This window comes from Chryseobacterium sp. CFS2, assembly GCF_036543225.1.
Lineage (GTDB): Bacteria > Bacteroidota > Bacteroidia > Flavobacteriales > Weeksellaceae > Chryseobacterium > Chryseobacterium culicis_A.
Map to the genome: position 1 here is coordinate 231,558 of NZ_JAZHQU010000006.1, position 26,015 is coordinate 257,572.

Consider the following 26,015-nt stretch of genomic DNA (forward strand, 5'->3'; position numbering starts at 1 on the left):
ATTTTTATTATATACATTAGTGTAATCACAAAGAAATAACGATCCGTATATCAATCAATTGATTTTCATTATTTTATTCAATCAAAAAAACAGATTGAATTTCAATGCTTAAAGTATGCTTTAATTTGTGTGTGGAATCTAATACTTCACAAGTATTAACGAATTACATTTCATTACTCTAGCTCAATAGGGTTATGTCCTTTTTTCTCTGCTTCACTTATTTTTGATTTGTTTTGCCCTTCTGAAAATACAGTACCCATACTTTCTAACTCACGTTTTGCATTGGCTCTAAAATTTGCTCTTGCATCTGCTAATTCTTCTTGTGTGACTAACTTAGCCCCTTCGTATCGTACTTTTTTTATTGTGACGGTTTTGTCTTTTAATTTAGAACTAGATACTGCTTTTACTAATTCATAATCATAATCTCCCGTTTTATCAATTATTTTTACGATTAATCCGGGGAGACCACTGAATTTGTATGGACCATAGGGAAAAGGAATTTCGGTTGAATACCAAGCTACCCAGTCTCTACCTTTATAATTTACTTCTGCTTTTTTACAGTTAATAGAGTTAATTACTTTTGTCTCATTAACTAGCTTCCAATTACGAATTACCGGACTATTATACGATAGCAGAGTCATCCCGACTGATTCGTAAAATTCTGAATTTTCATTTGTTTGGATAATTAAAAAGTTAGACCTTGAGGCAGGAATACCACTTAAATCAATAATATTACTTTTTTTATTATATGCTGCTGAAAAAGCAGAATCAAATTTCAGTTTATTTTCACTACTGAAAAAAGAACGTTTATCGGTTATTTGTAATGAATATAATTCTTTTATAACGTAATCTCGATTTAGATTATTAGGCTTATACTGAAGTAAGTAGGTAAACTCACCCCTTAACGAATCACTTATAGCTGTCTGAGAAAGCGAAATAGAGAAAATGAATAAAAATATAATTGTTAAAGTGTGTTTTTTTATAAAACTCATAATGTATCATTTACAAGAAACGTTCAAAAAAACTTCGTATACACTCTTTTTTAATTGTAATTAAACAAGTAACTTTTCAAAGGTAAACACAAACTATTTTTTGAACGACTTCTTTTTTAGATTAATTTAATCAATCAGTTTCATTCTTTATAATTCAGTTAGTTAAGGAGTATATGGACTGTCATACATACAGTAATTACTTTGAATATTGGATCCCCAAGTATTCCATTGACCTTCAGACCAATCTTGGCAAGTATATGCTGATGTGCAAGATACTATTACTGTTCTACATTCAGCAAAGAATGCTGCTTTTGCTTTAGTCCTAGTATCTTTTTTTGACAAGACGGCTTTTTTAGTAACCGTTGTAACTTCTTTTGCTTTAGAATTTACTTTATCCAAGTTTCCTTTTGCACTTGCAAAACCTGCTATACCAACCATAGCAATAAATAATAATTTTTTCATGATTGTAATAAATTTGAGTAGCTAATATAAGAACATAAATCAATCAAATGAGAAAAATTCAATTATGTTAACTAACTCATTTAATGCAAATTAAATACTTAAAACATAAATATATAATTTATTAAATTATATCTCATGATATAATGAAATATTTAAAATAATATTGAATCATGTATAGAATAAAATATTTTTACAGTTGTTGATTTACAGTAGCTACATTATGAGAATTTTGGTTTTATCCGAATGTGAAGAACCTTTTTTCTATTCAGATTAGCCAAACTTTTTGCTTAGCCCCAACTTTTGCATCTGTTGCCTTTCTTCACTGTATGTAATATATAAAACATAAAAAAGGAGACACCAATCAGATGTCTCCTAACCTAAATTTAAAACTGAGAAGCTTGGGCACTAATTCTTCATTTCATTTAATATAATAGTTGCCGGCGTTTTTAAAATAGTACGAACCCAGATATCATTATTGGGAACGCTTGTCCCATAAAGGAAATCAGCAACAAAACTGTCTTCCGGCAGGTGAAGTTCTACAGAAAGTCTTGTCTGGCTTGCCTCATCTACAGAGGTGCTGCTTGAGACATTGAGTCCGTTGTTGATCAACTCAATATTAATTTCCCGCTGAGTTCTGTACTGGAAACTATCACTGTACAGTCCAAAGTTTGATGAGATATGGGTATAATCTGCAAATCTTCCAAAGTCATATATTGGTTTTTTGTTGATGGAAAGGTCTTTTAAATATTCTTTCATTTTGGTATAAAAACGACTAAGAAAGGAATGTTTATTATAATCTGTTCCAAAATATGCTTCATTCTCTGTATTAAAGATCAAGGATTTTGCATTGGTTTCATCCATCATCAGTTTTCCATATACTTTTGACAGATCATTGTATACTTTATCACGGCACACATAAGCCTGTGAAAGCCCATTAACCGTTTCTATTTTATATTCTGAAAGTAATGCTTCCCAGATTTTATTTCCATCAACATTGGTTTTTTCATTTCTGATATCTGAAACATAGTTATGCAGATCATCAACACTCATGAAATCTGTAGAAATATAAACAGATTGTGGTCCTTCCAGATATCCACCACCTATATCAGCATGATCTCCGGGTACAAAAATTTCTTTCCAGACGGATGACTGATTTTCAGATTTCTGATCCTGCATGATAACCGAGTTTTCAAAAAAACCGGTAAGCGGAAAGAAAAACCTGCTTTCATTGACTGCACAAATATGCAATGCATTCTCTACCTGTACAGGCATTTTCATATTATAGGTATTAAAAGGTTTAGACTCTACGGTATCAAAGACGCCCAAAAATTTTATTCTGCAATTTCCCACCGCATAATACGTTAAAAGCTGGTTACAGAAAGTTCTTGCCAGCATGCCTCCTCTTCCGAATCCGTATATATAAAAATGATATTCTGTTGTCTTATCACCAGCAATCTGCTGCACAAAATCGCCAGCTTTCTGAAGTTTATCATCGGAAGAATATCCTCTTCCATAGGGTGGATTTGCACAGGTTGCCATAGCAAAGTTACTATCTTCATTGCCTGTTACAGTACCGATTCCTTCAATATATATTTTTTCATCTCCAGTGAATAAACTGTATAATTTATAGATGTTGGTAAACGTACCATAATAGCTTTCATTATTATTCAGTGGTTTATCCGGTGAAAGAATATTTACCCCATTATTTCCTGTTCCGTCAAAGAAAATCCCGACGGAAATCACTCTGCTGCCATTCATGTTCTTACTTTAATTTTTTATTACAGATCTTGTTTGTGTTTTTTTCAATTAACATCCCCAAAAGAGACATTTCAAAATAACAGAAGAAAAACAAAGCGAGCTAGAGTGAAAAGTACCAAATAAAAAAATCCGTATTTCTACGGAATCAAATTATATTTTTTCAAGAGAGTAAATATTATTAACAATGGCATAGATCACTATTCCCACTGTATTTTTAGCTCCGATCTTTTCCAGGATACGCTGCCTATGGCTCTCTACAGTTCTTGGGCTGATAAAAAGTTTTTCTCCTATTTCGTTGTTGGTAAATTCCTGACAGATGAGTTTAACCACATCTTTTTCTCTTTCGGATAATTCATCTTCTGTTTCAAAAAGAGAATTTTTCTTGGCAGAACTGTTCATGTAAGTAAATAGCATCTGATGGTCTTCAGCCGTGAAAAAGACTCCATTTTTATCCACCATTGTAATGGCATCAATGAAGGTTTTCTTATTTGAATTTTTTGGAAGAAAGGCAGATACACCCAGCTTGACCATATATCCAAGAATAGAGGTTTTATAATGGGATGACAGGATAATAATTTTAAGATCAGGATATTTTTCCTTCAGGATTTCTACCAGTTCAAAACCGTTCATTGGTTTCATCTGAACATCTACGAGAGCAATATCAGGAAATTCATCTTGTGAAAGTTTTCCGAGGGCTTCTATAAAATCGGGACCATTATCCGCGGTAAGGTTCACCGATATATTTTTTTCATTGGACAGCAACATTTTTACCCCTTCGAGGATCAGCTGTTCATCATCAATCAGTGCTAGTTTGATTTGGGAACTCATGATATTTTGGAATTTTTATGATTAAACGACTTCCTTTGTTTGAAAATGTTTTTTTCCATTTGTGTGTGGCATTCATTGATTGGATGCGGGATTCAATATTTTTAATTCCCATTCCTTTTTTTACTTCTTCATATTCAAAACCCTGTCCGTTGTCGGAAATCACCACTGCCATATTTTCAGGATAATCCTTAATGTAGATCCAAAGATCAGTGGCATCCGAGTGTTTGATTACATTCGTAGTAAACTCCTGAATAATCCTGTACAACTGTACTTCCACAAAAAGATCTTTCTTTTCGTATCCCGGCATTACCTGCAGGGAAATATTAATTTTATGGGAAAGGTTGGCTATTAATTCTTCAGCGTATAAAACCAGTCCCACTGATTCCAGGTTTACGGGGTATAATGAATGGGAAATACTTCTGGCAGCATCAATCAGGGAAGACATCTGACCATAGATATTTTTTTTGATAAGCTCATCACCCTGGGTATCAAGGTTATTGAGCCATAAGGAAAGAATATTGAGCCGGTTTCCGATATCATCATGAATCATGACTGCAATTCTTTTTCTTTCTTCTTCCTGGGCTTTGATGTTTTCCAGTACTAATTTTTTCTGATGAAGAACTTCTGCCTCATGCTGTACATTTTTCTCTTTAATTATTCTGGTTATAAAAGCTCTGTAAGCTAACAGAATAAAGGATACTATAACTGTTATGGTAACAATTATAAGGATCAGCAGATTGATATTTAAAGTTACTTCTTTAATTTGAAAAAAGTGTATAAAAATGAACAGTACAAAATACTCGAAAGAATATTATTGGCACTGAGAATAATATAATAATCGTTTTCTGACAGATTCGCTATCTGATGCTGGATGATAAAGATAAATACAGAGACTGAGTAATAGAAGAAAATACTGGCATCTACAAGTAGAAAACGGTTCTGCAAAGATGTATTCTTAATCTCACGGATCAGGGTAAATCCGGAAAGACAGATAATGATAATATTGGAAACCACTTTTGCTATATCGGCATTTCCGGGATAATCAAATCCATATTTCGAGATCATAAAACCTGCCGCGATCAGTGCGGTACATCCAAGAACAGATTTTGGTAAGTCCAGTTTTCTGATAAATAAACCAGTCAGCAGAAAAAACTCTCCTGCAATATATAAAGGATAAAGGAATGACGTATCATTCAATCTGAAGATATAAGGCAGCGCAAGATTCAGCAGCTCAATAAAAAAAAGAAAAGCAATACAATGAAAATACTGCTTTTCTTTATGATTTAATATGCGGTATTTTGCTGCTCCCAGCAGTATAACAGATAGGAGCAGTGCATAATTCAGGAATAAAATTGCCTTATAAAGTCCAGCCATTCCTTAGTTTATCGTTTTTAAAATTCACCTCCAACTTCTACATCCGGAATACGGCAGATAGGCGGACATGGTTTTGCCCAGTCGTAAGTATTGGAAATTGGTTCGGCTCCAAGTTCTGCATTCCTAAGATTTTCACGGAAAGAGATAAAGATAAGCGTTACCAACATTTTCCCGTAAATATCATTGTATTTGATTCCAAATGAACAGGTGATACCTGCTAAACCATCATCTGAAAGGCAAAGGTCTGCTGTAGGAACATAGAATTTTCTGAAAATTCCACTTCCTTGATTTTCTCTGGTCTCTTTATAAAACCAATCCATCCCTTGATTTCTCCAGCGTTCAATAGCATCTACAGCTTTATCCTGCTCAAGAATTGGGGTATTGGAAACCGGAAGTCCCATATTGGCATTTTTTTCCATGCTCTCAAGATCTTTAGACAGAACCGCATTTCTAATAAGCGTATATTCCTGGATTTCCTGGAGTCTCAGATCCTTTTCCAGCTCGGTAAGGAAGCTGTATGGATATTCTTTTACATCTATTTTTACCCCATCATTGTTCATAGGATAAAAGATAAGAATCAATCGGTCTCTGTAAATTCCTACTGCCGCACAGAAGTCTTTATAATCCTTAAACTCCTTCATCCATTCAAGGTGTTCTCTGGAAATATTAAAAACATAGTTGGTAGGGATAAGTTTTTGAATTTTGGAAAAGTCAGAAAGGCATGCTTTCCACTGGTTTGACGCTGCTCTACATTCTTCTACAGGCAGCATATAGTCTACAATGTTTAATGTTGACATAAGCATAGTTTTTAGTCGTATAAAAATATACAAACTAAATATGCTATGCAAGAGGATTTTAATTAATAATTTTTCACAGTAATATGATAACAGCTCTGCTGCTTCTCTTTGATGTAATATATTCTACCGGCTTTCTCGTAATACTTTAAAACTTTCTCCAGAGCTATTTCCATTTTGGGATTGTATTTCAGAACATTGTTGAATCTTACGTAAGAAATGTCAAAAGAGTTGCCGTAGTTGTGAGAACTAATCCCCAGAGAGGCATTAGAATTCACTCTTCTCAGCCTGCACTGGTCTTCAAGAGTTCTGGTAATGGATGAAACAGTAAATGTACCACCTTTTGTATCCTTGCTGAACTTGGAACCTATTTTCTCAAGAGTTGTTTTTGCCTTGGATACCATATAAGGTCTGCTGTAATCAAGTCTCTGAACCTGATATCCTTTGCCGGATTTTTTTATTTTGTGGAATTTTCCTTTGTTGATATATTTCTGTACGGTTTTGGAATCTTTCAGTAATTGTACCCCAAAACTCTTTGATGCATCAAGATGAGGTTTATAAAGTGGCGTAGGCTCAACTTTCAATACAGTGCCAAGATCATAGCAGGGAAAAGCTTTTTTAGCTGTCTGCGAATAATGTAAACTATAAATAAAAGGTACAAAGACCACACAAAGAAACTTTCTCATTCACCATCCTTTAAAATTACAAATGAAAGATAAAACATTTATGTTATATCTTTCAAAACTGACGATAATACTCTCTAAATAAATCCCAAACAAACTTTACACCAAATTACAGATTTTGCAATTTTTGTTCCCACTTTTTTGAAATATTTTTTCAGTTTTTGCTTTTTACTTTAAGATTTAAATTTTACATTTGAGATACTTTAAACAATAAACAACATGATAAAAAAACTTTTCGCTGAATTTTTCGGCACATTTTGGCTTGTTTTCGGAGGGTGTGGAAGCGCTGTTTTCGCAGCTGGTGTTCCAGACATCGGCATCGGACTTTTAGGCGTTGCTTTAGCCTTCGGTCTTACTGTTCTTACGATGGCTTACGCGGTAGGCCATATCTCAGGAGGGCATTTTAATCCGGCAGTTTCTTTCGGACTTTTAGCGGGAGGAAGATTTCCTGCAAAAGACCTTGTTCCTTACATTGTAGCCCAGTGTCTGGGAGCAATTGTAGCAGCAGGATGCCTATATACGATCCTTAACGGTGCCGGAGCGGTAGAGTTCTCAAAACCCGGAGATTTTGCCACAAACTTTTACGGTGAAGCCGTTTACAATGGAAAAGCTTTCAGTATGGGAGCCGCATTTCTTGCTGAGTTCTTACTCACTGCTTTTTTCCTAATTGTAATCATGGGAGCTACAGACAAATGGGCTAACGGTAAATTTGCCGGTCTCGCCATTGGTCTTGCTCTTACTTTGATTCACCTGATTTCTATCCCGATTACGAATACTTCTGTAAACCCTGCAAGATCACTTTCTCAGGCAGTCTTTATGGGAGGCATTGCTATGTCACAGCTTTGGCTGTTCTGGGTAGCCCCTATTTTGGGAGGAGTTGTAGGTGGATTGATCTATAAGTTCTTACTTCAGAGAGATACTGCTGAAATTGCAGATTAATTTTAAAATAATATCCCATTATAAAATCCTGTCAGGCGGCAGGATTTTTTTATTTTCTGATTTTGAATAAATTGCTTTGAAATTCTTTGTAAACGCAAAGATTTTATGAAGGAGAGCTTTTATTCAAGGGAACAAAGTGGTTTACGACTACGTCGCTGATGAAGCTAATTGTAATGTTTGTTTAGTAAGAATCAATGAAATTGATTCCTTCTTTGCATCCTTAAGACATATCAATAAGAAATTAAACTTTGCGTTAAAAAAAAAATTTTTGATCTTATTTCAGTTTTTTGATTTCAAAAGGGTTTTTGAAGATCAGTTCTTCATGTTTTCCTTTGATTTCCATTTTACGCTGGAGAAGATTCAAAGCCATTTTTCTGATAAAAAGATCTTTATCATTCAGCTTCCAGTAAGAATCTTCATGAAGCTGTTTAGGGTTGCGGATCAGATAAAATTCAGTTTCCCAGGTATCAACATTATGATAGAATTCAATGATTCCGCAATGTTCAGGGATAAGTTCTGCATCTACCATTCCCATCGGGAGCAAGAAACTGAAAGCATTACACATATAATCTCCACAGGAAATTTTATCATGTTTCAGAAATTTTTCTCCGGTATCTTTATTCAGGTATGATTTTTTGAAATCATTTTTAAAATCACTTTTTGAAAGTTTGATCTCTATTTCATGACTTCCCCCATCTGAATCTATGATCAGAATATCCGCTTCCCAATCTGCCTGAAAATAATTCGTCAGTACAATTTCTTTTTCAAAATCGCAGTGTGAATGGATGTAGGCGTGTATAAGTTCTTCTATTTTGAGCATGAATATAATTGTACAAAGTAAAATGTATAATGTATTTATGATAATGCCGGAATACAAAATTGACAAGCAAAGCGAATTGACAATTCACCATTGCTTTCTTTAGTTTAAATCATCAACTCACCAGCAGACTGCATCCTCTGATATCGGAATGGTCTATTCTTCCTAATACCTGAAATTTATCACCTACTATTTTTCCTAAATCCTGTGTGGCAATAAATGAACAGGAATGGGTATTGGCAAGATCAATAATGTTAATAGCTCCTGTACGTCCTTCTTTTTCGTAAGCTAAAGGATCTTCTGCGTTCCGAACCATAATTCTCATCCAGTTTGGACATTCATATTCGTTATTTCCAAGGGAATAAGCCTGTGAAAGCAACTCTGTCATAGAATATTCAGAATAGATTTTATCTGTTTTAAGCCCTTCCTGCAAGATTTTCAACAATTCATCCTTTGTCATTTCTTCCTTTCGTCCTTTCATTCCTCCGGTTTCAATCACCACTAAATTTTCAGGGAATTTCAGAGATTCTTCGCTTTGCTCAGAATGACAGTAATCAAGAAAGTCTAATAAGGCAAAAGAAACTCCGAAAAGAATAACTTTTTTATCCTGCAGTGTATTCAAAAGTTCAAAGAGTTCAGAATGATTATAAAGGAAATATCCGTTTTCCGGTTTGGCAGATTTCTTCATCAGATAATCTACCATATAGATCAGTGATGAATTTTGTTTCTCAAGATAACTTGGGAGTAAACCCAGAAAAATAAAGTCTTCCGGTTTTCCGATAAACTGCTCAAAACTTTTATAAATGCTCTCTTCATAAAGATCCGGATCTGCTATAAAATGTTTGGAAAGATTCATCTGGGTAGTTCCTGAACTCTGAAAGAAAAGATCTGCAGCAGCATTTTTATCCAGGATCTGATGGTTTTTAAACATTTCAATAGGCAGGAAAGGAATTTTTACCAGACTGTCTACCTCAGCGGGATTAACCTTCAGAAAATCAACGAATTTCCTGTATATTTCAACATTTTCATATTGATAACGAAATGTTTTCAATGATGCATTCAGGAAATCCTGTTCAGTCTGTATGTTGAATATATTATTTAATTCCATAACTTTTTTCAACCCTGCTACCACCTCATTACAAGATAGTTACAAAGGTAATGTATTGATATTAATAATTTTTTAATGTATGAAACCTATTTTGGTAGACTTATTGCAATTATCTAAACGGAATATGGATTAAAAACAGGAATGGGTTTTCCACCCGTTCGAAAGTTACCTCTTTTAGGGGTAATTTTTTTTTGTTTTATTTTTCAAAAGTCCTGAGTTCAAAATCCTTTTCAAAAACCCCATAAGTGAAATAGGAAATCCAGTCTCCAAGGTTGATATATTTTGCATTCTGTTCAAGATCCAGCACCATTGGCAAATGCCTGTGTCCGTAGATAAAGTAATCAATCTTCTGCGTTTTCAGCTTTTCTTTGGAATAAATAATCAGAAATTCTTTATCTTCTCCAAGGAATGCTTTGTCTTCTTCTCCGGAGATCATTTTATTTTTTTGGGACATATATAAAGCAATTTTCATTGCAATATCCGGATGAAGCCATTTGAAGAACCATTGAGCCACAGGGTTTGTGAATAGTTTTTTCATTCTTTTATATCCTTTGTCTCCAGGCCCTAATCCATCTCCATGAGCCAGCAGGAACTGCTTCCCTCCCATTTCAAAATATTGTTTCTGGTAGAATACCGTGCACCCAATCTCTTCTTCCAGATAATCTTTCATCCAAAGATCATGGTTTCCGACAAAGAAATAAATATGAATTCCCCGGTCTTTCAATTCTGCAATTTTTCCAAGCACGCGCACGTACCCTTTTGGAATAACATGCTTCCATTCATGCCAGAAATCAAAAAGATCACCCATTAAAAATAAAACCTGAGCATCTTCTTTGATCTCGTCCATCCAGCGTATGAATTTCTCCTCACGCACCTTACTTTCCTTGGTTGTAGGAGCTCCAAAATGCTGATCCGAAGCAAAGTATACTTTTTTTCCAGGTTCTAAATTAATTGTTGTTTTTAGCACTTTCTGAGTTTTGTGGGATAAAATTATTGATTATCTTCTGCAAACCATTCTCCATAAGAGTTTTCTGTCTCATGAAGCTTAAGATAAGCTAAAGAAATTCCTTCAGGAAGTCTTGATTTGATTTTAGCAGCAATGGCATATAACATGTTTTCACACGTTGGCTGGAAGCTGCAATAGATTACTTTATGTCCCTTCTGCTCAAGATCATCTCCTAATTCTTTGTGAGGAGACAGGGCATTAACAAGAACCGCATGGTCCCATACATCTACGATTTCAGACTTTACGATACTTTTAATATCTCCGAAATCTACCACCATTCCATTTTTAGGATTTTCAATATCATTGATCGGTTTTCCTTTCACTGTTACAAACAGCTTATAAGAATGTCCATGCATATTTTTACACTTCCCATCGTAGTTGTAAAGTACGTGAGCCGTTTCGAATGTAAAAATTTTTGTAATACGTATCATAGTACAAAGATATGATAAAACAGCTTAATACAGAAGAGACTGTTTCTATTACAACGATTTTACCTATTCTTTTTAATCAATTTTTAACGTTAAATTATTATCCTGAGATCCATCCACATTCATTGCATTGGAAGGTACAGAAAGCCAACTATTTTTATTCATTATAAATTTAAACTGGTAAGTCTTTCCTTTTTCGAACTTAGATGTTGGGATTGACAGTTCAAAAGTATTATTCTTTTTCAGACTCATCTGAAATACTTTATCCTCAGGATTCCAGTCATTAAAGGAGCCTGCCACTGAAATATTTCTGATCAGCTCTGTGCTTTGTTTTTCAGGAAACTGATAGGAAAAAATAACAATATCTTTTTCTTTTCGGTACCCGTAAATTTCTTTTTTACGTCCGGGATGAACAAAAGATTCGGTTCTTGTATATTCCTCTGCCAGCGTATATGGGTTCAGCAGCTGTTTATCCATGATGCCTGCAATCTGGTTCACCATGGTATAAAAAACCGGAAAGGTTTTATATCCACTGGACATCAACACAATAGACATATTCTGGTCCGGATAAATTCTGTATGCACTAACATTTCCACCAGAAAAATGATATGATTTTATGTTATTAAAAGTTGACATATCCCAACCGTGGGTAAATTTGATATCTTTATTTTTATATTCAAAAGGTTTCCACATCAGGTCTTGCGTGGACGGTTTCAGGAAATCATTCTTACTAAGATGAATACTCCATTCTAAAAAAGCAGGCAGCGTAATTGCCAATCCATTGGCAGAGTGAGCCCTTCTTCCTTCCACAAAGGTGGATTTATCATAGTGACGGGTATCATTGTTGTAGATATACTTTACAATTCTGTTCGGAATTTTCTCCATAGAATCAGAGGAGAATACCACTTGATGTCGGGAGTCTGAAAACTGATTTTTTGTGATATAGTCTTCAAATTTCTCACCCGTTATTTTCTCAATAATCATGGCGATCAGCATGTAATTTGTCTGATTGTATCTATAATCACTTCCTGTTTCAAATTCCATTTTTTCTTTTGATAACCGCTCAATAACTTCAGCATTGGGAGCATCTATGGAAATATCACTGAAACGAATCCAATCCGGCAGTCCTGAAGAATGAGAAACAAGATTTTTTACCTGAACATTTTGCCAGTCTGTTGGTACATTGTCAATATATTTTGAAATTTTATCTTCCAGGGATACTTTCCCTTGTTCAACAAGCTGAAAAAGGCCGATATTTGACATCAGTTTGGTAGTAGAATATACCCTGAACATGGAATGGGAATCTACTTTTTTATCATTTTCCAGCGTTTCTGTTCCATAATATTTCTGAAAAGTTACTTTATTATCGGTTACGATTCCTACCGCTATTCCCGGTATTTCATTGATTTGAATAACCTTTTTTATATAGTTATCAATAGCTTTTGACTGTTCTGCTGTCTGGCTGTAACCCGTAAAGAAAAAACTTGAAAATAATAGAGTTAAAACAGATGATTTCATAAAGATGTTGGTTTGATGTTTCCTTATTAAAACAACTGTGTTTCTTATTATATTACATTAGGAAAAAGTTATCTGGGGTTTATGGTTTTAACTTGTCTGTTTCAAAACCTAATTCATTCAAATAATCAAATCCGTTTTGTATTTCCATTGAATTGAAGCCCGACCATCCTTTTTGTAAGCCCAATAAAATAAACTGTTTGATGTATTGTGGCTTATTGAGATTTACCTCATCTTCTGAACACGTGATTTTATTCATCAGCTTCACCCCTGATTTTAAAGGCTGTCCCATAATATAATCATCCACAGTCATACATTTGATGATTAAAGGAGTTTGTTTTTGTCCCTTAAAAAAAACTTTTACAGTCAAAGTATTAGTTTTAGTTTCGGAATGATATTGATCAGAAACTGAATACAAGTATTCTACTGCATTGATGGTTATTTTTCTTAACTTACTTTTCATTACCTCTTTTTTCTACCAAGCTATTTCAAACATTATTTTATCGTTTTTTCAAATCTATTAATGACTTTGTACTCTTTGTCTTTAATCACAATATCATAAATTCCTTTATCCAGAATTAAAAAACGATTGTCTTTGGAAGTATTAATCTCAATGATATCAGCGGGAATTCCTTCTTTTTCAAACTCTCCTTTTCTGTATGCTAACACCAAAGCCGGATAGCTGGAAACTTTAGAAACCGGAATCTTATAAAATTTTCTGTTTTTATTCAGCATCCAATCTGGTCTGCCTTTACTATATTGTGTGACGGGATGAATGATTTTAATATCGGTATACAAATCTTTGTCTTCACCATTATATATTCCCTGGTTTTCATCTTTTAAAACAACAGGAACAGTATTACGTACCAATCTTAAAAGCGGTTCATTATACTTCAGATTGCTTTTTTCTGAAAACTGAGTCTGATCAATGGTAAACGGATTAATCCCTGTTAAATCCGAAAGCCTTCCTGCCATTGTTTTCTCCCATGATTTATGAATTCCTTCATAAGCATGTTGATATCCGCAATAGATCAGATATTTTCCATCTTTATTTTTCTGCATAAAATTGAAGATATTTTGTGCTTCTCCAATTTCCCTTTCTTTATTATTTCCTTCAGCCTCGTATGGAAATAGGGTAAACCCAATTTTCAGAGCATTATAAATAAAATTCCCAAATTCCGGTTCTTTGGAATAATATCCACTGCTGAGGGTTGCAAACTTTTCGCTGTTTAAAGAGTCATTCGCCAATGTTTCAATTCCTAAATACCGATATCCTCTCTCATATAAACCCTGAAGTAAAGAAGAGGCAAAGTTTCTGTGGCTTGCATTGTGATGAGCTTCATTAATGATAACAATCTGTTCATGGACTGCTTTTTCCAAAATATAATCTTTTGCCTTAACAGGATTTAATTTTGTAAACTTCAAGCTATCTGTGACACTTAGTTTTTTAACCCTTAAAAAAGTCATATCCCAACTTTCTAGTGCAGGTTTATATTGTCCGCTTATTGAATAATACGTTGCTGTCATCTGGCTTCTCCATGACTGACTTTGAGTGGAGTCTGCCACCTTTTTTTTAATATCATCGGTAAACCAGTAGGGATTTTCCTGACTATAACTTGCTATGCTCAGCAATAGCAAAGCCAGTGAAGAAAAGAATTTCATGTGTATTTAGTTTTTGAATTAATGTTTTACTGCTAAAAAAACTTTTCCAGCCAGTCATGATCCAGACGTTTGATCTTCTTGGTTTCAGGATCAAACAAAATCCAGAGTGTACTGGAGGCCACCACAAGTTCATCATTGCAATAAAATTCAACTTTCCTTGGCTGCCTGGCTCCCTCAGGAGTCATGGGATAAGTTCTTACCGTGATGATATCATTCAGATAAACCTGCTTTTTATATTGAATATGATGATCCAGAAGCATCCAGGCATCGTTGATATATTCGGTTTTATACTTTAAAAGATCCCAATGCTCAGCGGCTACTTCTTCCACCCAGTGCACATACTGTACATTATTCACGTGGTTATTCTGATCAATATGTTCTTCTGTTACTCGTATCTGTTTTTCGTACATTAAGTTCATTCTCCTGAAAGTTTACTCAAATTTATCATTTTAAAACAGAACTGTCTTCATCCGGCTCTACACTTTTGTGCATAAAAAAACGGAATCATGCGTTATGATTCCGTTACAATATTCAGTATAATGAAATTCTTATTTTTTCCCCGCAGGTTTTGCAGGCGCTGCTGTAGCTCCTAATTTACTTTTCACAAGAGCAGTGATATCCTCACTTCCATCGTTGTAAACAAGATTATTAGATTCCTGTGATGCCACATCAAATATATAATTCAGGCCTCTTTCTTTGGCAGCAGAGGAAATAGCAGATCTTACTTTTTGCTGTAGAGGAGTCAGCAATTCACTTTGTTTAGCAGCAATATCTTTACCTGCCTGTGCTCTGGCCTCTTCTATTTTCTTACCAATACCTTGCAGTTCTGTTTGTGCAGCGATAAGTTCTTTAGTCACCGCTTCTTTATTAGCTTCACTCAGAGTTTTCTCTTTATCTTTTGCTGCTTTCAGTTTGTTCTGATATTCAGTAATCAGTTTTTCAATTTCAGTCTGCTTGGTTTTAGTTAGATTATCAATAGTGGTACCTATAGTTTTTGCTTCGGGTAAACTTGCAAAAATTTCATCAGTATTTACGCTTCCAATCTTCTGTTGGGCTTTCGCAGCATTTGCAGTAAGTGTTAATCCTAATGTAATAAAAAGTACTTTGATTAAATTCATTTTTAATATTTTTTTTCGTCCTCAAATATAATTCAAATTTTCATTATTTATCATGGGGATTTTTCATTTATCATTTCATTACCCGAATGAGACTTAAAACCGAACTTAATCACCATCAATACAGAAAAACCTCCCCACAACAGAGAAGGTTTAACATCAAAAAAATATGGAAAAAATGACTAATGGAATTGTGCGGTTTCTGTAGAATCTTTCATCGCTACGGTGGCTGAAGAGCCATTGGTAACAATATTCTGTATTTCATCAAAATACCCTGTTCCTACAAAAGACTGATGCTTCACTGCTCTGAATCCTTTCTGCTGTAATGCAAACTCACGCTCCTGAAGCTCTGAATATCCCGCCATTCCTCTTTCTTTATATGCTAATGCCAGTTCAAACATAGCTGTATTCAGCGCATGGAATCCTGCCAGCGTAATAAACTGAAATTTATACCCCATTTTAGCCAGTTCCTCACGGAAAGTAGACATTTCTTCTACGCTCAGCCTTGCAGCCCAGTTAAATGAAGGAGAACAGTTGTAAGCCAACATTTTCCCAGGGAATTTTGCATGAATTCCTTCTGCAAATCTTCTCGCCTGCTCCAGATCAGGATTTGAGGTTTCCATCCAGATCAGGTCTGCATACGGAGCATAGGATAAACCTCTGTCAATCCCCTGTTCTACTCCGTTTTTCACTACATAAAATCCTTCGGAAGTTCTTTCTCCTGTTACAAATTTCTTATCTCTGTCATCAATATCAGAAGTCAGTAAATCTGCAGCATCCGCGTCTGTTCTTGCAATAATAAGGCTCGGAACTCCCAGTACATCGGCAGCCAGACGGGCAGCAATCAGTTTATTTATAGCTTCCTGAGTGGGTACTAATACTTTTCCTCCAAGATGTCCACATTTTTTTGCGGAAGAAAGCTGATCTTCAAAATGAACGGCTGCTGCACCGGCTTCAATCATTTGTTTCATCAGTTCAAAAGCATTCAGGTTTCCTCCAAAACCTGCTTCTGCGTCTGCAATAATGGGTACCAGATATTCTTTATTTCCTGTTCCGCTCACAGACTGTACCTGATCTGCTCTCAATAAAGCATTATTTATTTTCTTCACAACAGAAGGCACTGAATTGGCAGGATACAATGACTGATCGGGATACATTTCACCTGATAAGTTAGCATCTGCAGCTACCTGCCAGCCTGAAAGATAAATAGCTTCCAGTCCGGCATCTACCTCCTGTACCGCCTGATTGCCTGTCAATGCGCCAAGTCCTGCCACATAATCCTGGGTATTTAATTTATCCCAGAATTTTTTGGACATTTCTGTAGCAATTGTGTAATCTATGGTATAAGATCCGCGAAGTTTCAAAACTTCTTCTGCTGTATAAGGTCTTTTCACCCCATTCCAGCGTGGATTTGTCAGCCAATCTTGTTCAATAGCCTGGATTTGTTCTTGTCTTGTTTTCATAATATTTGGATTTTGTTTGATTAGGTTTTAGATTAATTTTGTTACTAGTTTCTGATTCCATGGTTAATTGGTTTTCAACCAGCAACTATAAAACCAGCAACCAACATTTTTCCTAAATAAAAGGATATGCTTTAAGGGTCAGAAATTCTTCAAATTTTTCAGAAAAAATCAATTCATTGAAAAGTTCTTTGGCAAGATTAAATTTCCCGTTTTGGAAACGAAATTCCCCCACATACTTTTCAATATTGTCCATTTCTTCTTTTTCCCACTGCAAAATCATACTTCGGGTTAATGTTCTGTCATCACTCAGTACAGCTTCGTTTTTTAGCCATTGCCAGATCTGGGTTCTTGAAATCTCTGCAGTAGCAGCATCTTCCATCAGATTATAAATGGCAGCAGCACCCGTTCCCATCAGCCAGCTTTCAAGGTAAAGAATTCCTACATTGATATTTTTTCGGACGCCTTTCTCTGTGATCTCTCCTTTGGGAATTTCCAACAGATCGCTTTCCGTTATATGGTATTCAAATTTTTTCTCGATCTGATTTTTAGAAGGCATATATTGGTCAAAAATTTCTTTAGCAACAGTCACTAATACCGGATGTGCCACCCAGGTTCCGTCATGACCGTTTTTCACTTCCCGTTCTTTATCATTTCTTACTTTCTCAAAAGCAGCATTATTAGCTTCATCATTATCTTTTACAGGAATCTGCGCGGCCATTCCACCGATAGCATGTACATTTCTTTTATGACATATTTCTATCACTCTTTTTGAATAAGCACTCATAAAAGGAGAACTCATGGTCACCTGATCTCTGTCCGGAACAATAAATTCAGGAAGATTTCTGAACTTTTTAATGTAAGAGAAAATATAATCCCATCTGCCACAGTTCAGCCCTGCGCTGTGTTCTTTTAATTCAAATAAAATTTCATCAATCTGAAATGAGGCAGTAATGGTTTCGATTAAAACAGTGGCTTTAATAGTTCCCTCCGGAATTCCCAGATAATTTTGGGCAAAAACAAAAACCTCATTCCACCAGCGTGCTTCTTTATAATGTTCCAATTTTGGAAGATAAAAATAAGGGGCACTTCCTTTTTCCAAAAGCGGTGTTACATTTCTGAAAAAATACATTCCAAAATCAATCAGTGAACCGGAAGTTTTCTCCCCACTGATTTCAATATGTTTCTCCGGAAGATGAAGACCGCGTGGACGAACCTGTAAAACCGCAGTTTTTTCATGAAGAGTATACGATTTTCCTTTTTCGTTGACAAAATCAATAGTCCGGTTAATCGCATCAGAAAGATTAATCTGTCCCTGAATACAGTTTTCCCATACCGGCGAAGTGCTGTCTTCAAAATCAGCCATAAATGTAGACGCTCCGGAATTCAGGGCATTGATAATCATCTTACGGTCCACCGGTCCGGTAATTTCTACTCTCCTGTCCAGCATATCGTCAGGAAGCGGAGCACATACCCAATTTCCGTTTCGGATTTCTGCTGTTTCTTTTAAGAATTCAGGAAGTTTTCCTTCATCAAGATGCTCCTGTATATTTTTTCTTTCTTCTAAAAGTTCAAGTCTTTTATGATTGAAGTTCTGATGGAGTGCAATCAGAAAATCTACCAAATCAGGAGTAAATATTTCCTCAAACTGCTTCTGCGCCTTAATTTCTAATTGAGTCTTAGTTTCCATAACTTATTGATTTTGTGATTTGATGTTACAAACATAAATAAAAATTTTCACAAATAGCGAACGTTCGCTAAATTTATTTAAAATTTATTATGCGAATAATCGCATCTATTTATTTATATTTGAGTAATGAATTCAGAAAGCGACTTTATCAAAACAGTTTTTGGGTTAAAACTGAAACAGCAGAGACAAAAGAAAAACTGGTCTCTGCAGGATCTTGCTGTAAAGACAGGATTATCAAAATCTTACCTCAACGAGATTGAAAACGGAAAAAAATATCCCAAGCATGATAAAATCATTCAGCTTTCTGATGCTTTGAGTTGTACTTTTGATGATCTGGTTTCCACCAAGCTTGATAAAAGTCTTGCTCCTTTCAATGAAATTCTGCAGTCTGATTTCTTTAAAGAAGTTCCACTGGAACTGTTTGGGATCAATAAAAACAACCTGATCAGCATTATCAGTGATGCTCCTAAAAAAGTAACTGCTTTTATCAATGCGCTGATTGAAATTTCCCAGAATTATAATTTGGGAAAGGAAAGGTTTTATTTTGCGGTATTAAGATCATTCCAGGAGTTGTACGATAATTATTTCCCGGAAATTGAGGAAAAAGTAAGGGTATTTATCCTGGAAAACCAGTTACAAATCGGAAAAAATTTAAAATCTGAAGTGCTGGAAAAAATTCTTATAGAAAAGTTCAGTTATACCATTCAATCTGAAGATTTTGAAAAATACGGAACGCTGGATAATCTCCGTTCACTTTTTATTCCGGAGAAAAAACTATTGCTCTTGAACCAAAAACTAGAGAAGGATCAAAAAACTTTTATCCTTGCAAAAGAAATTGGATTCAATGTTCTGGAATTAAAAACCCGCCCGAACACTTATTCCTGGCTTGATTTCGGCAGTTTTGAAGAAATTCTGAATAACTTTTACGCTTCTTATTTCGCAGGAGCTCTGCTAATTTCAAAACAACCCGTTATTGAAAAAACTTCTGAGTTCTTTCAGCAAAACACATGGGAACCTAGCCATTTCGAGAACCTTATCAACAGCTTTACCCGCTCTCCCGAAACTTTTTATTACCGGCTTACCAATATTCTTTCGGCTGAAATGGGAATCAAAGATCTGTTTTACTTATGTCTGGTAAAAAAGAAAAATTCATATAAAATTCAGATTTTAAAAGAGCTCCACCTGAACCATCAGCAAGCTCCTCATGCCAACGCAATGAACGAACATTATTGCAGGAGATGGATTGCCGTGAAAAACCTTGATGATTTAAAAGAAAATGAAACCCTGACAGATGCTCAGATCTCACATTATAAAGATCAGGGAATAAGCTATCTGGTTATTTCCACCTCACAGAGAAATCCTTTTTCGGATGGAAGCAACAGAAGTTATTGTCTGGGGATTTTATTGAATACTCAGACGATCAAAAAAATAGGTTTCATCAAGTCTCCTTCTTTAAAAACGATCAATGTAGGTGTGACCTGCGAATCATGCAGTATTGCCGATTGTGAAGTAAGACAAGCACCTCCGGTAAGGCTGGAAAAGGAACATTTTAACCTGAGTATGAAAAGCTCTGTGGAGAAGATCAGGAAGAGGTTTGAGAATTAAAGGGTGAAGAATGAATGGTGAATGGTAAATCGTCAATTCGCTTTGCTTGTGAATTTTTAATACTGTTATGAAGTATTCTTTTATGAACTTTTCCGCCTTCAATTCACTTACGAAGTAAAATTCACCATTGACTTAATTGACTTTTATTTCCTATCTTAGTGAAAACACACTTATGATATTAGACTTATTGTTTCCGAACCGTTGCACCCATTGCAACAGAATCATTGATCCTGAACTTTTGATATGTGATCTTTGCCTTACCCAGATTCATTTTACCCATTATGATTATTTCGAAAACACTCCGATCAAAGAAAAATGCAGTTTATTTTTTCCGGTTGAAAACGCATTTGCTTTAATACAGTTTGAAGAGAAAGGCTTAAGCCGGCAGATTGTTCATGAGCTAAAGTACAGAAGCAGGGAAAAGGCAGGAAAAATTCTTGCAGACTGGACTATCGAACGCCTGGAATTCAAGGATGAAAAACCTGATTTATTGGTGAGCGTGCCCCTTCACCCCAGGAAACTTAAGGAACGCGGATATAATCAACTTCATTTATTCACAGAAACTTTATCTTCATTTTACAACATTCCTTTTAATCATCAACTCATTAAAAGAAATCATTATTCAAAAGCACAGGCTTTAAAGGATAAACAACACAGACTGGAATCTGTCCATACATTCTCCATCACTCAACCTATTACCGGAAAGCATATTCTTTTGATTGACGATGTTTTCACTACAGGAAATACGGTTTCGTCTATAGCATGGGAGATTCTCAATGCAGGAAATAATAAAGTGAGTGTTTTGGTAATGGCTGTGGATGTTTAATGTGGGATGCGAGGTTCGAGGTTCGAGGTTCAAGAAGGAAAGATATAGGGTGAAAAATTCAGAGTATGAGGTACAGAGCTATGTTCAAAAATATTCTCAAACACTAAAACCCTAAAACTCTCCCACACTCTTACCCAAACCATTTTCATCATTCAATTCTTTTTCCTAATTTTCCGGAAACTAAACCACTATGCCAAATCTGCTTTTACTGCACGGAGCCTTAGGTCACAGCGACATTTTCAAACCTTATCTGAATACTTTATCCCAATATTTTACGGTATACACTCCTTTGTTTTCAGGACATGGAGATCAGGAACTTCCGGCAGATGGCATTACCATTGAAAAATACACCCAAGAACTCTCCGAATACTGTAGAGTGAATAACTTAACAGATGTATCAATCTTCGGACATAGTATGGGAGGCTATGTTGCCCTTTGCTACGCAATGGAAAATCCTGAAAATGTAAATTCTATTATAACACTGGGGACAAAGTTCGACTGGACTGAGGAACAGTCTTTGAAAGAAAGTAAGATGCTTAATCCAGATGTTATTCTTGAAAAAATTCCGCAGTATGCCCAACTTTTAGAATCCCAGCACGGAGCAAAATGGAAACAGCTTCTTCCGGCTATTGCTGGTTTAATGATTGATTTAGGTAAAAATCCTCCTTTGGAAAACAATCTTGCTACGATTACTACTCCAACTCAAATTATGGTGGGAGATAAAGATAACATGGTAACTATCGAAGAGAGCACAAGGGTTTACAAAAGTCTTCCCAATGCAAAATTGGCCGTACTCCCAGACACAAAGCATCCTATAGATAAAGTACGACCTGATTTATTATTGAATTTAATAAAAGATTTCTGGAATCTTTCTTAAGTTATCTCTGAAGTTTTTCTCCGTAGCTCAAGTCTCCGGCATCTCCTAATCCTGGAGTGATATACCCTTTTGAAGTCAAGTGTTCATCCATTGCTCCTACCCAGATATGCGCTTGAGGATATGCATTCTGAATGGTCTCTACCCCTTGTTTTGATGCAATTGCTACAACAATATGAAGCTGGGTCGGATTTCCATTGGTTAGCAGGTCTTTGATCGCTTCAATTAAAGAAGCTCCTGTTGCCAACATGGGATCTGCCACAATCAGAGGTCTTCCCTCGATGCTCGGACAAGTCAGATAATCCTGTTTGATAGAGAAATAATCGTTGGCATCGTGTTTTCTGTAGGCTGCTACAAAACCACAGTCTGCTCTGTCAAGATAGTTCAGGATTCCTTCGAATAATGGAACTCCGGCTCTCAAGATAGTTGTAATAACGGGTTGTACAGCAATTTCTCTGCTTTTTATTGTATCTAAAGGAGTTTGAATTTCAACTTCTCTGTACTCCAGTCCTTTACTGATTTCAAAAGCGGCAATCTCCCCGATTCTTTCCATATTTCTTCTGAATCTCATTCGGTCATGTTGAATGTCAACGTTTCTAAGTTCGTTGATCCATTCATTGACAAGAGAAAAGTGTTGCGATAAAATAGTAAGCATGAAAATTTATTTTTTTAATTTCAGTTAATTGATATTAATTGCTGCAAAATTACAACTAAAAAACGAATTGAAAGTTTGGGCTTGAGGAGAAAATCTGCTCTAATTCAATAAAAAACTCCGGCAAGCTTTGCTTGCCGGAGTTTCTGATGAACACTTGTTCTCATTATTTTTGTCTGAAATACACTTCAATTGGAACTCCGGTAAACCCGAATTGTTTTCTCAACTGGTTTTCAGTAAATCTTTTATAAGGTTCTTTCACATATTGTGGAAGGTTACAGAAGAATACAAACTGTGGTGACGGTGTAGGAAGCTGTACACAATATTTGATTTTAATGTATTTTCCTTTTAGTGCCGGTGGCGGTGTCTGTTCAAAGATCGGAAGCATTACTTCATTTAGTTTTGAAGTTTTAATTTTCTTCTTACGGTCTTCGTAAACCTCCATGGCTAATTCTACCGCTTTTAAGATTCTCTGCTTCGTTAATGCTGAAACGAATAAGATTGGAATATCCTGGAACTGACCAATTTTATCTTTGATTGATCTTTCGAAATCACGCATCGTATTGGTCTGCTTGTCTTCGATCAAATCCCATTTATTCACAAGGATCACAATTCCTTTTCTGTTTTTCTGAGCTAAACCGAAGATATTCATATCCTGAGATTCCCATCCCTGGGTAGCATCTACCATAATGATTACCACGTCAGAATATTCAATAGAACGGATAGATCTCATTACAGAATAGAACTCAAGGTCTTCGTTTACCTTAGACTTTCTTCTCATCCCTGCAGTATCTACCAATACAAACTCATGTCCGAATTTATTATATAAAGTCTGGATACTGTCTCTGGTAGTTCCCGCAATATCAGTAACGATATTTCTTTCAACATCCAATAAAGCATTGGTCATCGTAGATTTTCCTACGTTTGGACGGCCCGCGATAGTGATTTTTGGAAGCCCTTCAAAAGGATCTTTATATTCTGTAGTGGGAAAATCTTTAATGATATCATCTAACAAATCTCCTGTCCCGGAACCTGTAGCTGAAGAAAGTGTGTAATATTTATCAATTCCTAACTGATAGAATTCAGTTGCAGGAAGCTCTTCTTTTGCAGAATCTACCTTGTTGATAACGATATAAATCGGCTTGTTGGATCTTCTAAGAAGTCTGTAGATTTCGTAGTCTGTATCAGTAAGTCCTTCTTCCACATTCATCATGAAGATGATAGAAGTTGCTTCATCCACTGCCAATTGTACCTGCTTACGGATTTCCTCTTCAAAGATATCATCTGTACCTACATCATAACCTCCGGTATCAATTACTGTAAAGTCTACTCCATTCCAGTCGGATTTTCCGTAATGACGGTCTCTGGTAACACCAGCTGTAGAATCTACAATAGCTTCTCTTCTTTCTAATAAACGATTAAAAAGCGTGGATTTTCCTACGTTGGGACGTCCAACGATTGCGACAATATTTGACATAAAAAATGTTTAATAATCCTTTTGCTTTGCTCAGGATATGTTATTAATGGGTTACTCCAACTTTTGGAGCCCAATTTTTTGCAAAGATAAGGTTTTATTATTTAACAGCACTTCAAGGATGGAAGCCGGAAGAAGGAGGCTGGGACGCTCTATTCATCGGAGAATTCATAAGAGTCATTCACTTTAAAACTGAACAGAAAATATCTGGAATGCCACTATTCTCCTTATAAAAGCAGATTATTTTTAAATTTTTATTGAAAAATAATTATTTGTATATCAACAAGTAAAGGGATTTGCACTCTCATTATGTTAACTAATCTTTAATTTTGATTTTCATATTTAAAATAAATTCTATAATTTCGCAACATAGAAACAGACCTATAGTGTAACGGTAGCACTCCGGTTTTTGGTACCGTCAGTCGGGGTTCGAATCCCTGTGGGTCTACAAACCATCCTTTTTAAGGGTGGTTTTCTTTTTTAGATCTAAATCTGAAATGAACGGCAAATCATCTTTTGTTATTTATATTGAAATTAATAAAAAAGGCAGCCATACATGCTGCCTTTCCTTATTTTCATTTTATCTAAACTTTTGGATGCACTCTAAATAACAAATTTTAATATTATTCATTAAAATACTCTTCGAAATATTTATCATTTTCAGGATTGTTTAGTTCGCACTCTACAATAATAACTTTTTTGTTTTTTAAAGTATTTAAATTAGAAAATACTTTATTAAAATTATCTATTAAAAAACTGATTGACTCGGAAGGAAATCCAATATTAGTAATTATAATAGTATCTTTTTTCTGATCCACAAGGATTTTAAGTATATCAATATGTAGTTTACCTAAAATATCATCAGTTCGAAGCTCAATATTAGTTAACTGATTAAAAAGTCGGATTAAATTATTACGTTCTTTCTTTCTAATTTTGTCATAAAAAGAGGTAATCATTAATGCATCTCCATAAGCAAAGTTTAAAAAAACATACTCATTTTTATTTTTTAAAAATTTCAATTCTTTTAAGTTTATTAATAATATTTCATTCATTATCTAGTTGGTTTTACTGGAAATTTATATGTTTTCGGTACATATCTAAGTGGATTACTAGTATCTCGTGTAGAATGTTCCATTAAAATGTCTAAATACTTGTAGCTTCCTGTTTGTATTTTATATTGAATTGCAGCATTAATCCTATGATTACCTTCAGTAAAGAAGAATGTTTCATTATAATGATAAGCATGTTTTCCTCAATATTTGTAAGAGTTTCTAATGCCTTTTCCAGTAGCTTTGGTATATTAATTTTGTTCTCTTCCGGCTTATCATTTAATTGTGTTTCTTGTTCTTCAATCTGCTCTTTATATTCTTTTTCATTTCAAGATATTCTTCATCGGTATTACTTCGAAAAGCAGTTTATTTCTTGCCAGAGAAACCTTTGAATTCAACCTATCAATTTCATCGGATATCTTCTTTCTTTCATCCTGTGGGGCTTTTATAAACTTCTGATAGTTATGCAGAAATACTTTTTTTATGAGTTTTTGTGCAGAGCTACTCATTTCCAATTGCTTTAATCCTTCTTCAAAAACTGAATTGACCAATTCTGCTCTATGGCGGAATCCACAGGCCCTCTTTCATAAGGAATTTATATCCGGCGGGATATTGTTAAATATTTTAAAATATCAGGCTGAGTAAAAGCAATATGATAAAAATGGACCATTTTTAACGTCTTAATATCATCATTATAATCATCCTTTATAAGGTACCACCACTCTCATCCTTAAGTGAGTTACATCTTATTCCTTCAAAAGAAGTTACTCAGGTACATTTCAAACGCCTAATATGATTTTCGATATTTTAAACAGTCTAATTTCTACTTTTTCTCATACACACATCCATTATTTTTGTTCGCATTAAAAAAAATAGAGCATTGAAAATCAACACTCTATTTCAT

General features: G+C 35.0%; 27 protein-coding genes and 1 tRNA gene. 5 read left to right on the plus strand and 23 right to left on the minus strand.

The genetic code is table 11. From position 1 onward, the window contains the following. Window positions 1-173: 173 nt before the first annotated feature. The 8 genes from ODR02_RS15845 to ODR02_RS15880 form a co-directional block, all read right to left on the minus strand. Window positions 174-992: a GLPGLI family protein gene (locus tag ODR02_RS15845; protein WP_309512750.1), complete on the minus strand. Its 819-nt coding sequence runs from the start codon at window positions 990-992 to the stop codon at window positions 174-176. Between the two features lie 162 nt (window positions 993-1,154). Next, entirely contained in the window at window positions 1,155-1,454 is a 300-nt protein-coding gene (locus ODR02_RS15850) for a hypothetical protein (protein WP_309512751.1), read from the minus strand. A gap of 405 nt (window positions 1,455-1,859) precedes the next feature. Next, window positions 1,860-3,212 (minus strand): T6SS phospholipase effector Tle1-like catalytic domain-containing protein, encoded by a 1,353-nt coding sequence (locus ODR02_RS15855; protein WP_309512752.1) that lies wholly within the window; start codon window positions 3,210-3,212, stop codon window positions 1,860-1,862. Between the two features lie 150 nt (window positions 3,213-3,362). After that, the gene (locus ODR02_RS15860; RefSeq protein ID WP_209787488.1) at window positions 3,363-4,040 is read right to left on the minus strand and encodes a response regulator transcription factor; all 678 of its coding nucleotides are present in this window, start codon (window positions 4,038-4,040) and stop codon (window positions 3,363-3,365) included. Next, window positions 4,009-4,590 (minus strand): sensor histidine kinase, encoded by a 582-nt coding sequence (locus tag ODR02_RS15865; protein WP_245169842.1) that lies wholly within the window; start codon window positions 4,588-4,590, stop codon window positions 4,009-4,011. The genes ODR02_RS15860 and ODR02_RS15865 overlap by 32 nt, the downstream gene beginning before the upstream one ends. A gap of 200 nt (window positions 4,591-4,790) precedes the next feature. Next, a complete protein-coding gene (locus ODR02_RS15870; RefSeq protein WP_209787486.1) occupies window positions 4,791-5,414 on the minus strand; it encodes a hypothetical protein in 624 nt (207 codons plus the stop codon). Window positions 5,415-5,431: 17 nt separating this feature from the next. Then, complete coding sequence (locus ODR02_RS15875) at window positions 5,432-6,211, minus strand: hypothetical protein (protein WP_309512753.1); 780 nt, start codon at window positions 6,209-6,211, stop codon at window positions 5,432-5,434. Between the two features lie 62 nt (window positions 6,212-6,273). Next, a complete protein-coding gene (locus tag ODR02_RS15880; protein ID WP_209787477.1) occupies window positions 6,274-6,894 on the minus strand; it encodes a DUF5715 family protein in 621 nt (206 codons plus the stop codon). A gap of 219 nt (window positions 6,895-7,113) precedes the next feature. Here ODR02_RS15880 and aqpZ point away from each other — a divergent pair, with 219 nt between their 5' ends. Next, entirely contained in the window at window positions 7,114-7,830 is a 717-nt protein-coding gene (gene aqpZ, locus ODR02_RS15885; RefSeq protein ID WP_105681808.1) for an aquaporin Z, read from the plus strand. Between the two features lie 274 nt (window positions 7,831-8,104). Here the strand turns inward: aqpZ and ODR02_RS15890 are convergent, their stop codons facing one another. From ODR02_RS15890 to aceB, 11 genes are all read right to left on the minus strand, one after another. Beyond that, the gene (locus tag ODR02_RS15890; RefSeq protein WP_209787475.1) at window positions 8,105-8,650 is read right to left on the minus strand and encodes a hypothetical protein; all 546 of its coding nucleotides are present in this window, start codon (window positions 8,648-8,650) and stop codon (window positions 8,105-8,107) included. Window positions 8,651-8,762: 112 nt separating this feature from the next. Then, a complete protein-coding gene (locus ODR02_RS15895; RefSeq protein WP_309512754.1) occupies window positions 8,763-9,755 on the minus strand; it encodes a LuxE/PaaK family acyltransferase in 993 nt (330 codons plus the stop codon). A 196-nt stretch (window positions 9,756-9,951) separates the two neighbouring features. Then, on the minus strand, window positions 9,952-10,722 hold the full coding sequence (locus ODR02_RS15900; protein ID WP_309512755.1) for a UDP-2,3-diacylglucosamine diphosphatase: 771 nt from the start codon (window positions 10,720-10,722) through the stop codon (window positions 9,952-9,954). 23 nt (window positions 10,723-10,745) lie between these two features. After that, complete coding sequence (locus tag ODR02_RS15905) at window positions 10,746-11,192, minus strand: 6-pyruvoyl trahydropterin synthase family protein (protein WP_047097353.1); 447 nt, start codon at window positions 11,190-11,192, stop codon at window positions 10,746-10,748. A 72-nt stretch (window positions 11,193-11,264) separates the two neighbouring features. Further along, window positions 11,265-12,707 carry a serine hydrolase gene (locus ODR02_RS15910; protein WP_309512756.1) on the minus strand — a complete coding sequence of 481 codons (1,443 nt, stop codon included), beginning with the start codon at window positions 12,705-12,707 and terminating at the stop codon, window positions 11,265-11,267. A gap of 79 nt (window positions 12,708-12,786) precedes the next feature. Next, window positions 12,787-13,167: a hypothetical protein gene (locus ODR02_RS15915; protein WP_309512757.1), complete on the minus strand. Its 381-nt coding sequence runs from the start codon at window positions 13,165-13,167 to the stop codon at window positions 12,787-12,789. A 32-nt stretch (window positions 13,168-13,199) separates the two neighbouring features. Then, entirely contained in the window at window positions 13,200-14,366 is a 1,167-nt protein-coding gene (locus ODR02_RS15920) for a hypothetical protein (RefSeq protein ID WP_309512758.1), read from the minus strand. Between the two features lie 32 nt (window positions 14,367-14,398). After that, window positions 14,399-14,785, minus strand: a complete 387-nt coding sequence (locus tag ODR02_RS15925) for an acyl-CoA thioesterase (protein ID WP_209787463.1) — start codon at window positions 14,783-14,785, stop codon at window positions 14,399-14,401. 129 nt (window positions 14,786-14,914) lie between these two features. Continuing rightward, window positions 14,915-15,484, minus strand: a complete 570-nt coding sequence (locus tag ODR02_RS15930) for an OmpH family outer membrane protein (protein ID WP_209787461.1) — start codon at window positions 15,482-15,484, stop codon at window positions 14,915-14,917. 179 nt (window positions 15,485-15,663) lie between these two features. Next, window positions 15,664-16,944, minus strand: coding sequence for an isocitrate lyase (gene aceA / locus ODR02_RS15935; protein WP_309512759.1), 1,281 nt, complete (start codon window positions 16,942-16,944; stop codon window positions 15,664-15,666). Window positions 16,945-17,056: 112 nt separating this feature from the next. Next, the gene (gene aceB / locus ODR02_RS15940) at window positions 17,057-18,631 is read right to left on the minus strand and encodes a malate synthase A (protein ID WP_309512760.1); all 1,575 of its coding nucleotides are present in this window, start codon (window positions 18,629-18,631) and stop codon (window positions 17,057-17,059) included. 126 nt (window positions 18,632-18,757) lie between these two features. Here aceB and ODR02_RS15945 point away from each other — a divergent pair, with 126 nt between their 5' ends. The 3 genes from ODR02_RS15945 (at window position 18,758) to ODR02_RS15955 (ending at window position 21,939) form a co-directional block, all read left to right on the plus strand. Continuing rightward, the gene (locus ODR02_RS15945; protein WP_209787455.1) at window positions 18,758-20,236 is read left to right on the plus strand and encodes a helix-turn-helix domain-containing protein; all 1,479 of its coding nucleotides are present in this window, start codon (window positions 18,758-18,760) and stop codon (window positions 20,234-20,236) included. A 172-nt stretch (window positions 20,237-20,408) separates the two neighbouring features. Continuing rightward, window positions 20,409-21,062 carry a ComF family protein gene (locus ODR02_RS15950; RefSeq protein WP_209787453.1) on the plus strand — a complete coding sequence of 218 codons (654 nt, stop codon included), beginning with the start codon at window positions 20,409-20,411 and terminating at the stop codon, window positions 21,060-21,062. A gap of 190 nt (window positions 21,063-21,252) precedes the next feature. Continuing rightward, window positions 21,253-21,939: an alpha/beta fold hydrolase gene (locus tag ODR02_RS15955; protein WP_309512761.1), complete on the plus strand. Its 687-nt coding sequence runs from the start codon at window positions 21,253-21,255 to the stop codon at window positions 21,937-21,939. Between the two features lies 1 nt (window position 21,940). On the opposite strand, the gene upp is transcribed toward ODR02_RS15955, so the two are convergent. Both upp and der read right to left on the minus strand, forming a co-directional pair. Continuing rightward, on the minus strand, window positions 21,941-22,591 hold the full coding sequence (upp, locus tag ODR02_RS15960; protein ID WP_209787449.1) for a uracil phosphoribosyltransferase: 651 nt from the start codon (window positions 22,589-22,591) through the stop codon (window positions 21,941-21,943). Between the two features lie 163 nt (window positions 22,592-22,754). Continuing rightward, entirely contained in the window at window positions 22,755-24,065 is a 1,311-nt protein-coding gene (gene der / locus ODR02_RS15965) for a ribosome biogenesis GTPase Der (RefSeq protein WP_209787447.1), read from the minus strand. A gap of 374 nt (window positions 24,066-24,439) precedes the next feature. Here der and ODR02_RS15970 point away from each other — a divergent pair. Next, window positions 24,440-24,510, plus strand: a tRNA-Gln gene (locus ODR02_RS15970). A 175-nt stretch (window positions 24,511-24,685) separates the two neighbouring features. Here the strand turns inward: ODR02_RS15970 and ODR02_RS15975 are convergent. Together ODR02_RS15975 and ODR02_RS23600 are read right to left on the minus strand one after the other, a co-directional pair. Then, entirely contained in the window at window positions 24,686-25,114 is a 429-nt protein-coding gene (locus ODR02_RS15975) for a hypothetical protein (protein ID WP_209787445.1), read from the minus strand. Window positions 25,115-25,706: 592 nt separating this feature from the next. Then, window positions 25,707-25,820 (minus strand): hypothetical protein, encoded by a 114-nt coding sequence (locus ODR02_RS23600; protein ID WP_442879488.1) that lies wholly within the window; start codon window positions 25,818-25,820, stop codon window positions 25,707-25,709. Window positions 25,821-26,015 lie beyond the last annotated feature (195 nt).

Coding starts and splice junctions, on each gene's coding strand:
- ODR02_RS15905 (WP_047097353.1), bottom strand. CDS start 11,192: ATGATACGTATTACAAAAATTTTTACATTCGAAACGGCTCACGTACTT.
- upp (WP_209787449.1), bottom strand. CDS start 22,591: ATGCTTACTATTTTATCGCAACACTTTTCTCTTGTCAATGAATGGATC.
- ODR02_RS15850 (WP_309512751.1), bottom strand. CDS start 1,454: ATGAAAAAATTATTATTTATTGCTATGGTTGGTATAGCAGGTTTTGCA.
- ODR02_RS15875 (WP_309512753.1), bottom strand. CDS start 6,211: ATGTCAACATTAAACATTGTAGACTATATGCTGCCTGTAGAAGAATGT.
- ODR02_RS15855 (WP_309512752.1), bottom strand. CDS start 3,212: ATGAATGGCAGCAGAGTGATTTCCGTCGGGATTTTCTTTGACGGAACA.
- ODR02_RS15845 (WP_309512750.1), bottom strand. CDS start 992: ATGAGTTTTATAAAAAAACACACTTTAACAATTATATTTTTATTCATT.
- ODR02_RS15890 (WP_209787475.1), bottom strand. CDS start 8,650: ATGCTCAAAATAGAAGAACTTATACACGCCTACATCCATTCACACTGC.
- ODR02_RS15930 (WP_209787461.1), bottom strand. CDS start 15,484: ATGAATTTAATCAAAGTACTTTTTATTACATTAGGATTAACACTTACT.
- ODR02_RS15915 (WP_309512757.1), bottom strand. CDS start 13,167: ATGAAAAGTAAGTTAAGAAAAATAACCATCAATGCAGTAGAATACTTG.
- ODR02_RS15910 (WP_309512756.1), bottom strand. CDS start 12,707: ATGAAATCATCTGTTTTAACTCTATTATTTTCAAGTTTTTTCTTTACG.
- ODR02_RS15925 (WP_209787463.1), bottom strand. CDS start 14,785: ATGAACTTAATGTACGAAAAACAGATACGAGTAACAGAAGAACATATT.
- ODR02_RS15975 (WP_209787445.1), bottom strand. CDS start 25,114: ATGAATGAAATATTATTAATAAACTTAAAAGAATTGAAATTTTTAAAA.
- ODR02_RS15955 (WP_309512761.1), top strand. CDS start 21,253: ATGCCAAATCTGCTTTTACTGCACGGAGCCTTAGGTCACAGCGACATT.
- ODR02_RS15895 (WP_309512754.1), bottom strand. CDS start 9,755: ATGGAATTAAATAATATATTCAACATACAGACTGAACAGGATTTCCTG.
- ODR02_RS15950 (WP_209787453.1), top strand. CDS start 20,409: ATGATATTAGACTTATTGTTTCCGAACCGTTGCACCCATTGCAACAGA.
- aceA (WP_309512759.1), bottom strand. CDS start 16,944: ATGAAAACAAGACAAGAACAAATCCAGGCTATTGAACAAGATTGGCTG.
- ODR02_RS15945 (WP_209787455.1), top strand. CDS start 18,758: ATGAATTCAGAAAGCGACTTTATCAAAACAGTTTTTGGGTTAAAACTG.
- ODR02_RS15860 (WP_209787488.1), bottom strand. CDS start 4,040: ATGAGTTCCCAAATCAAACTAGCACTGATTGATGATGAACAGCTGATC.
- der (WP_209787447.1), bottom strand. CDS start 24,065: ATGTCAAATATTGTCGCAATCGTTGGACGTCCCAACGTAGGAAAATCC.
- ODR02_RS15865 (WP_245169842.1), bottom strand. CDS start 4,590: ATGATTCATGATGATATCGGAAACCGGCTCAATATTCTTTCCTTATGG.
- ODR02_RS15880 (WP_209787477.1), bottom strand. CDS start 6,894: ATGAGAAAGTTTCTTTGTGTGGTCTTTGTACCTTTTATTTATAGTTTA.
- aceB (WP_309512760.1), bottom strand. CDS start 18,631: ATGGAAACTAAGACTCAATTAGAAATTAAGGCGCAGAAGCAGTTTGAG.
- ODR02_RS15920 (WP_309512758.1), bottom strand. CDS start 14,366: ATGAAATTCTTTTCTTCACTGGCTTTGCTATTGCTGAGCATAGCAAGT.
- ODR02_RS15870 (WP_209787486.1), bottom strand. CDS start 5,414: ATGGCTGGACTTTATAAGGCAATTTTATTCCTGAATTATGCACTGCTC.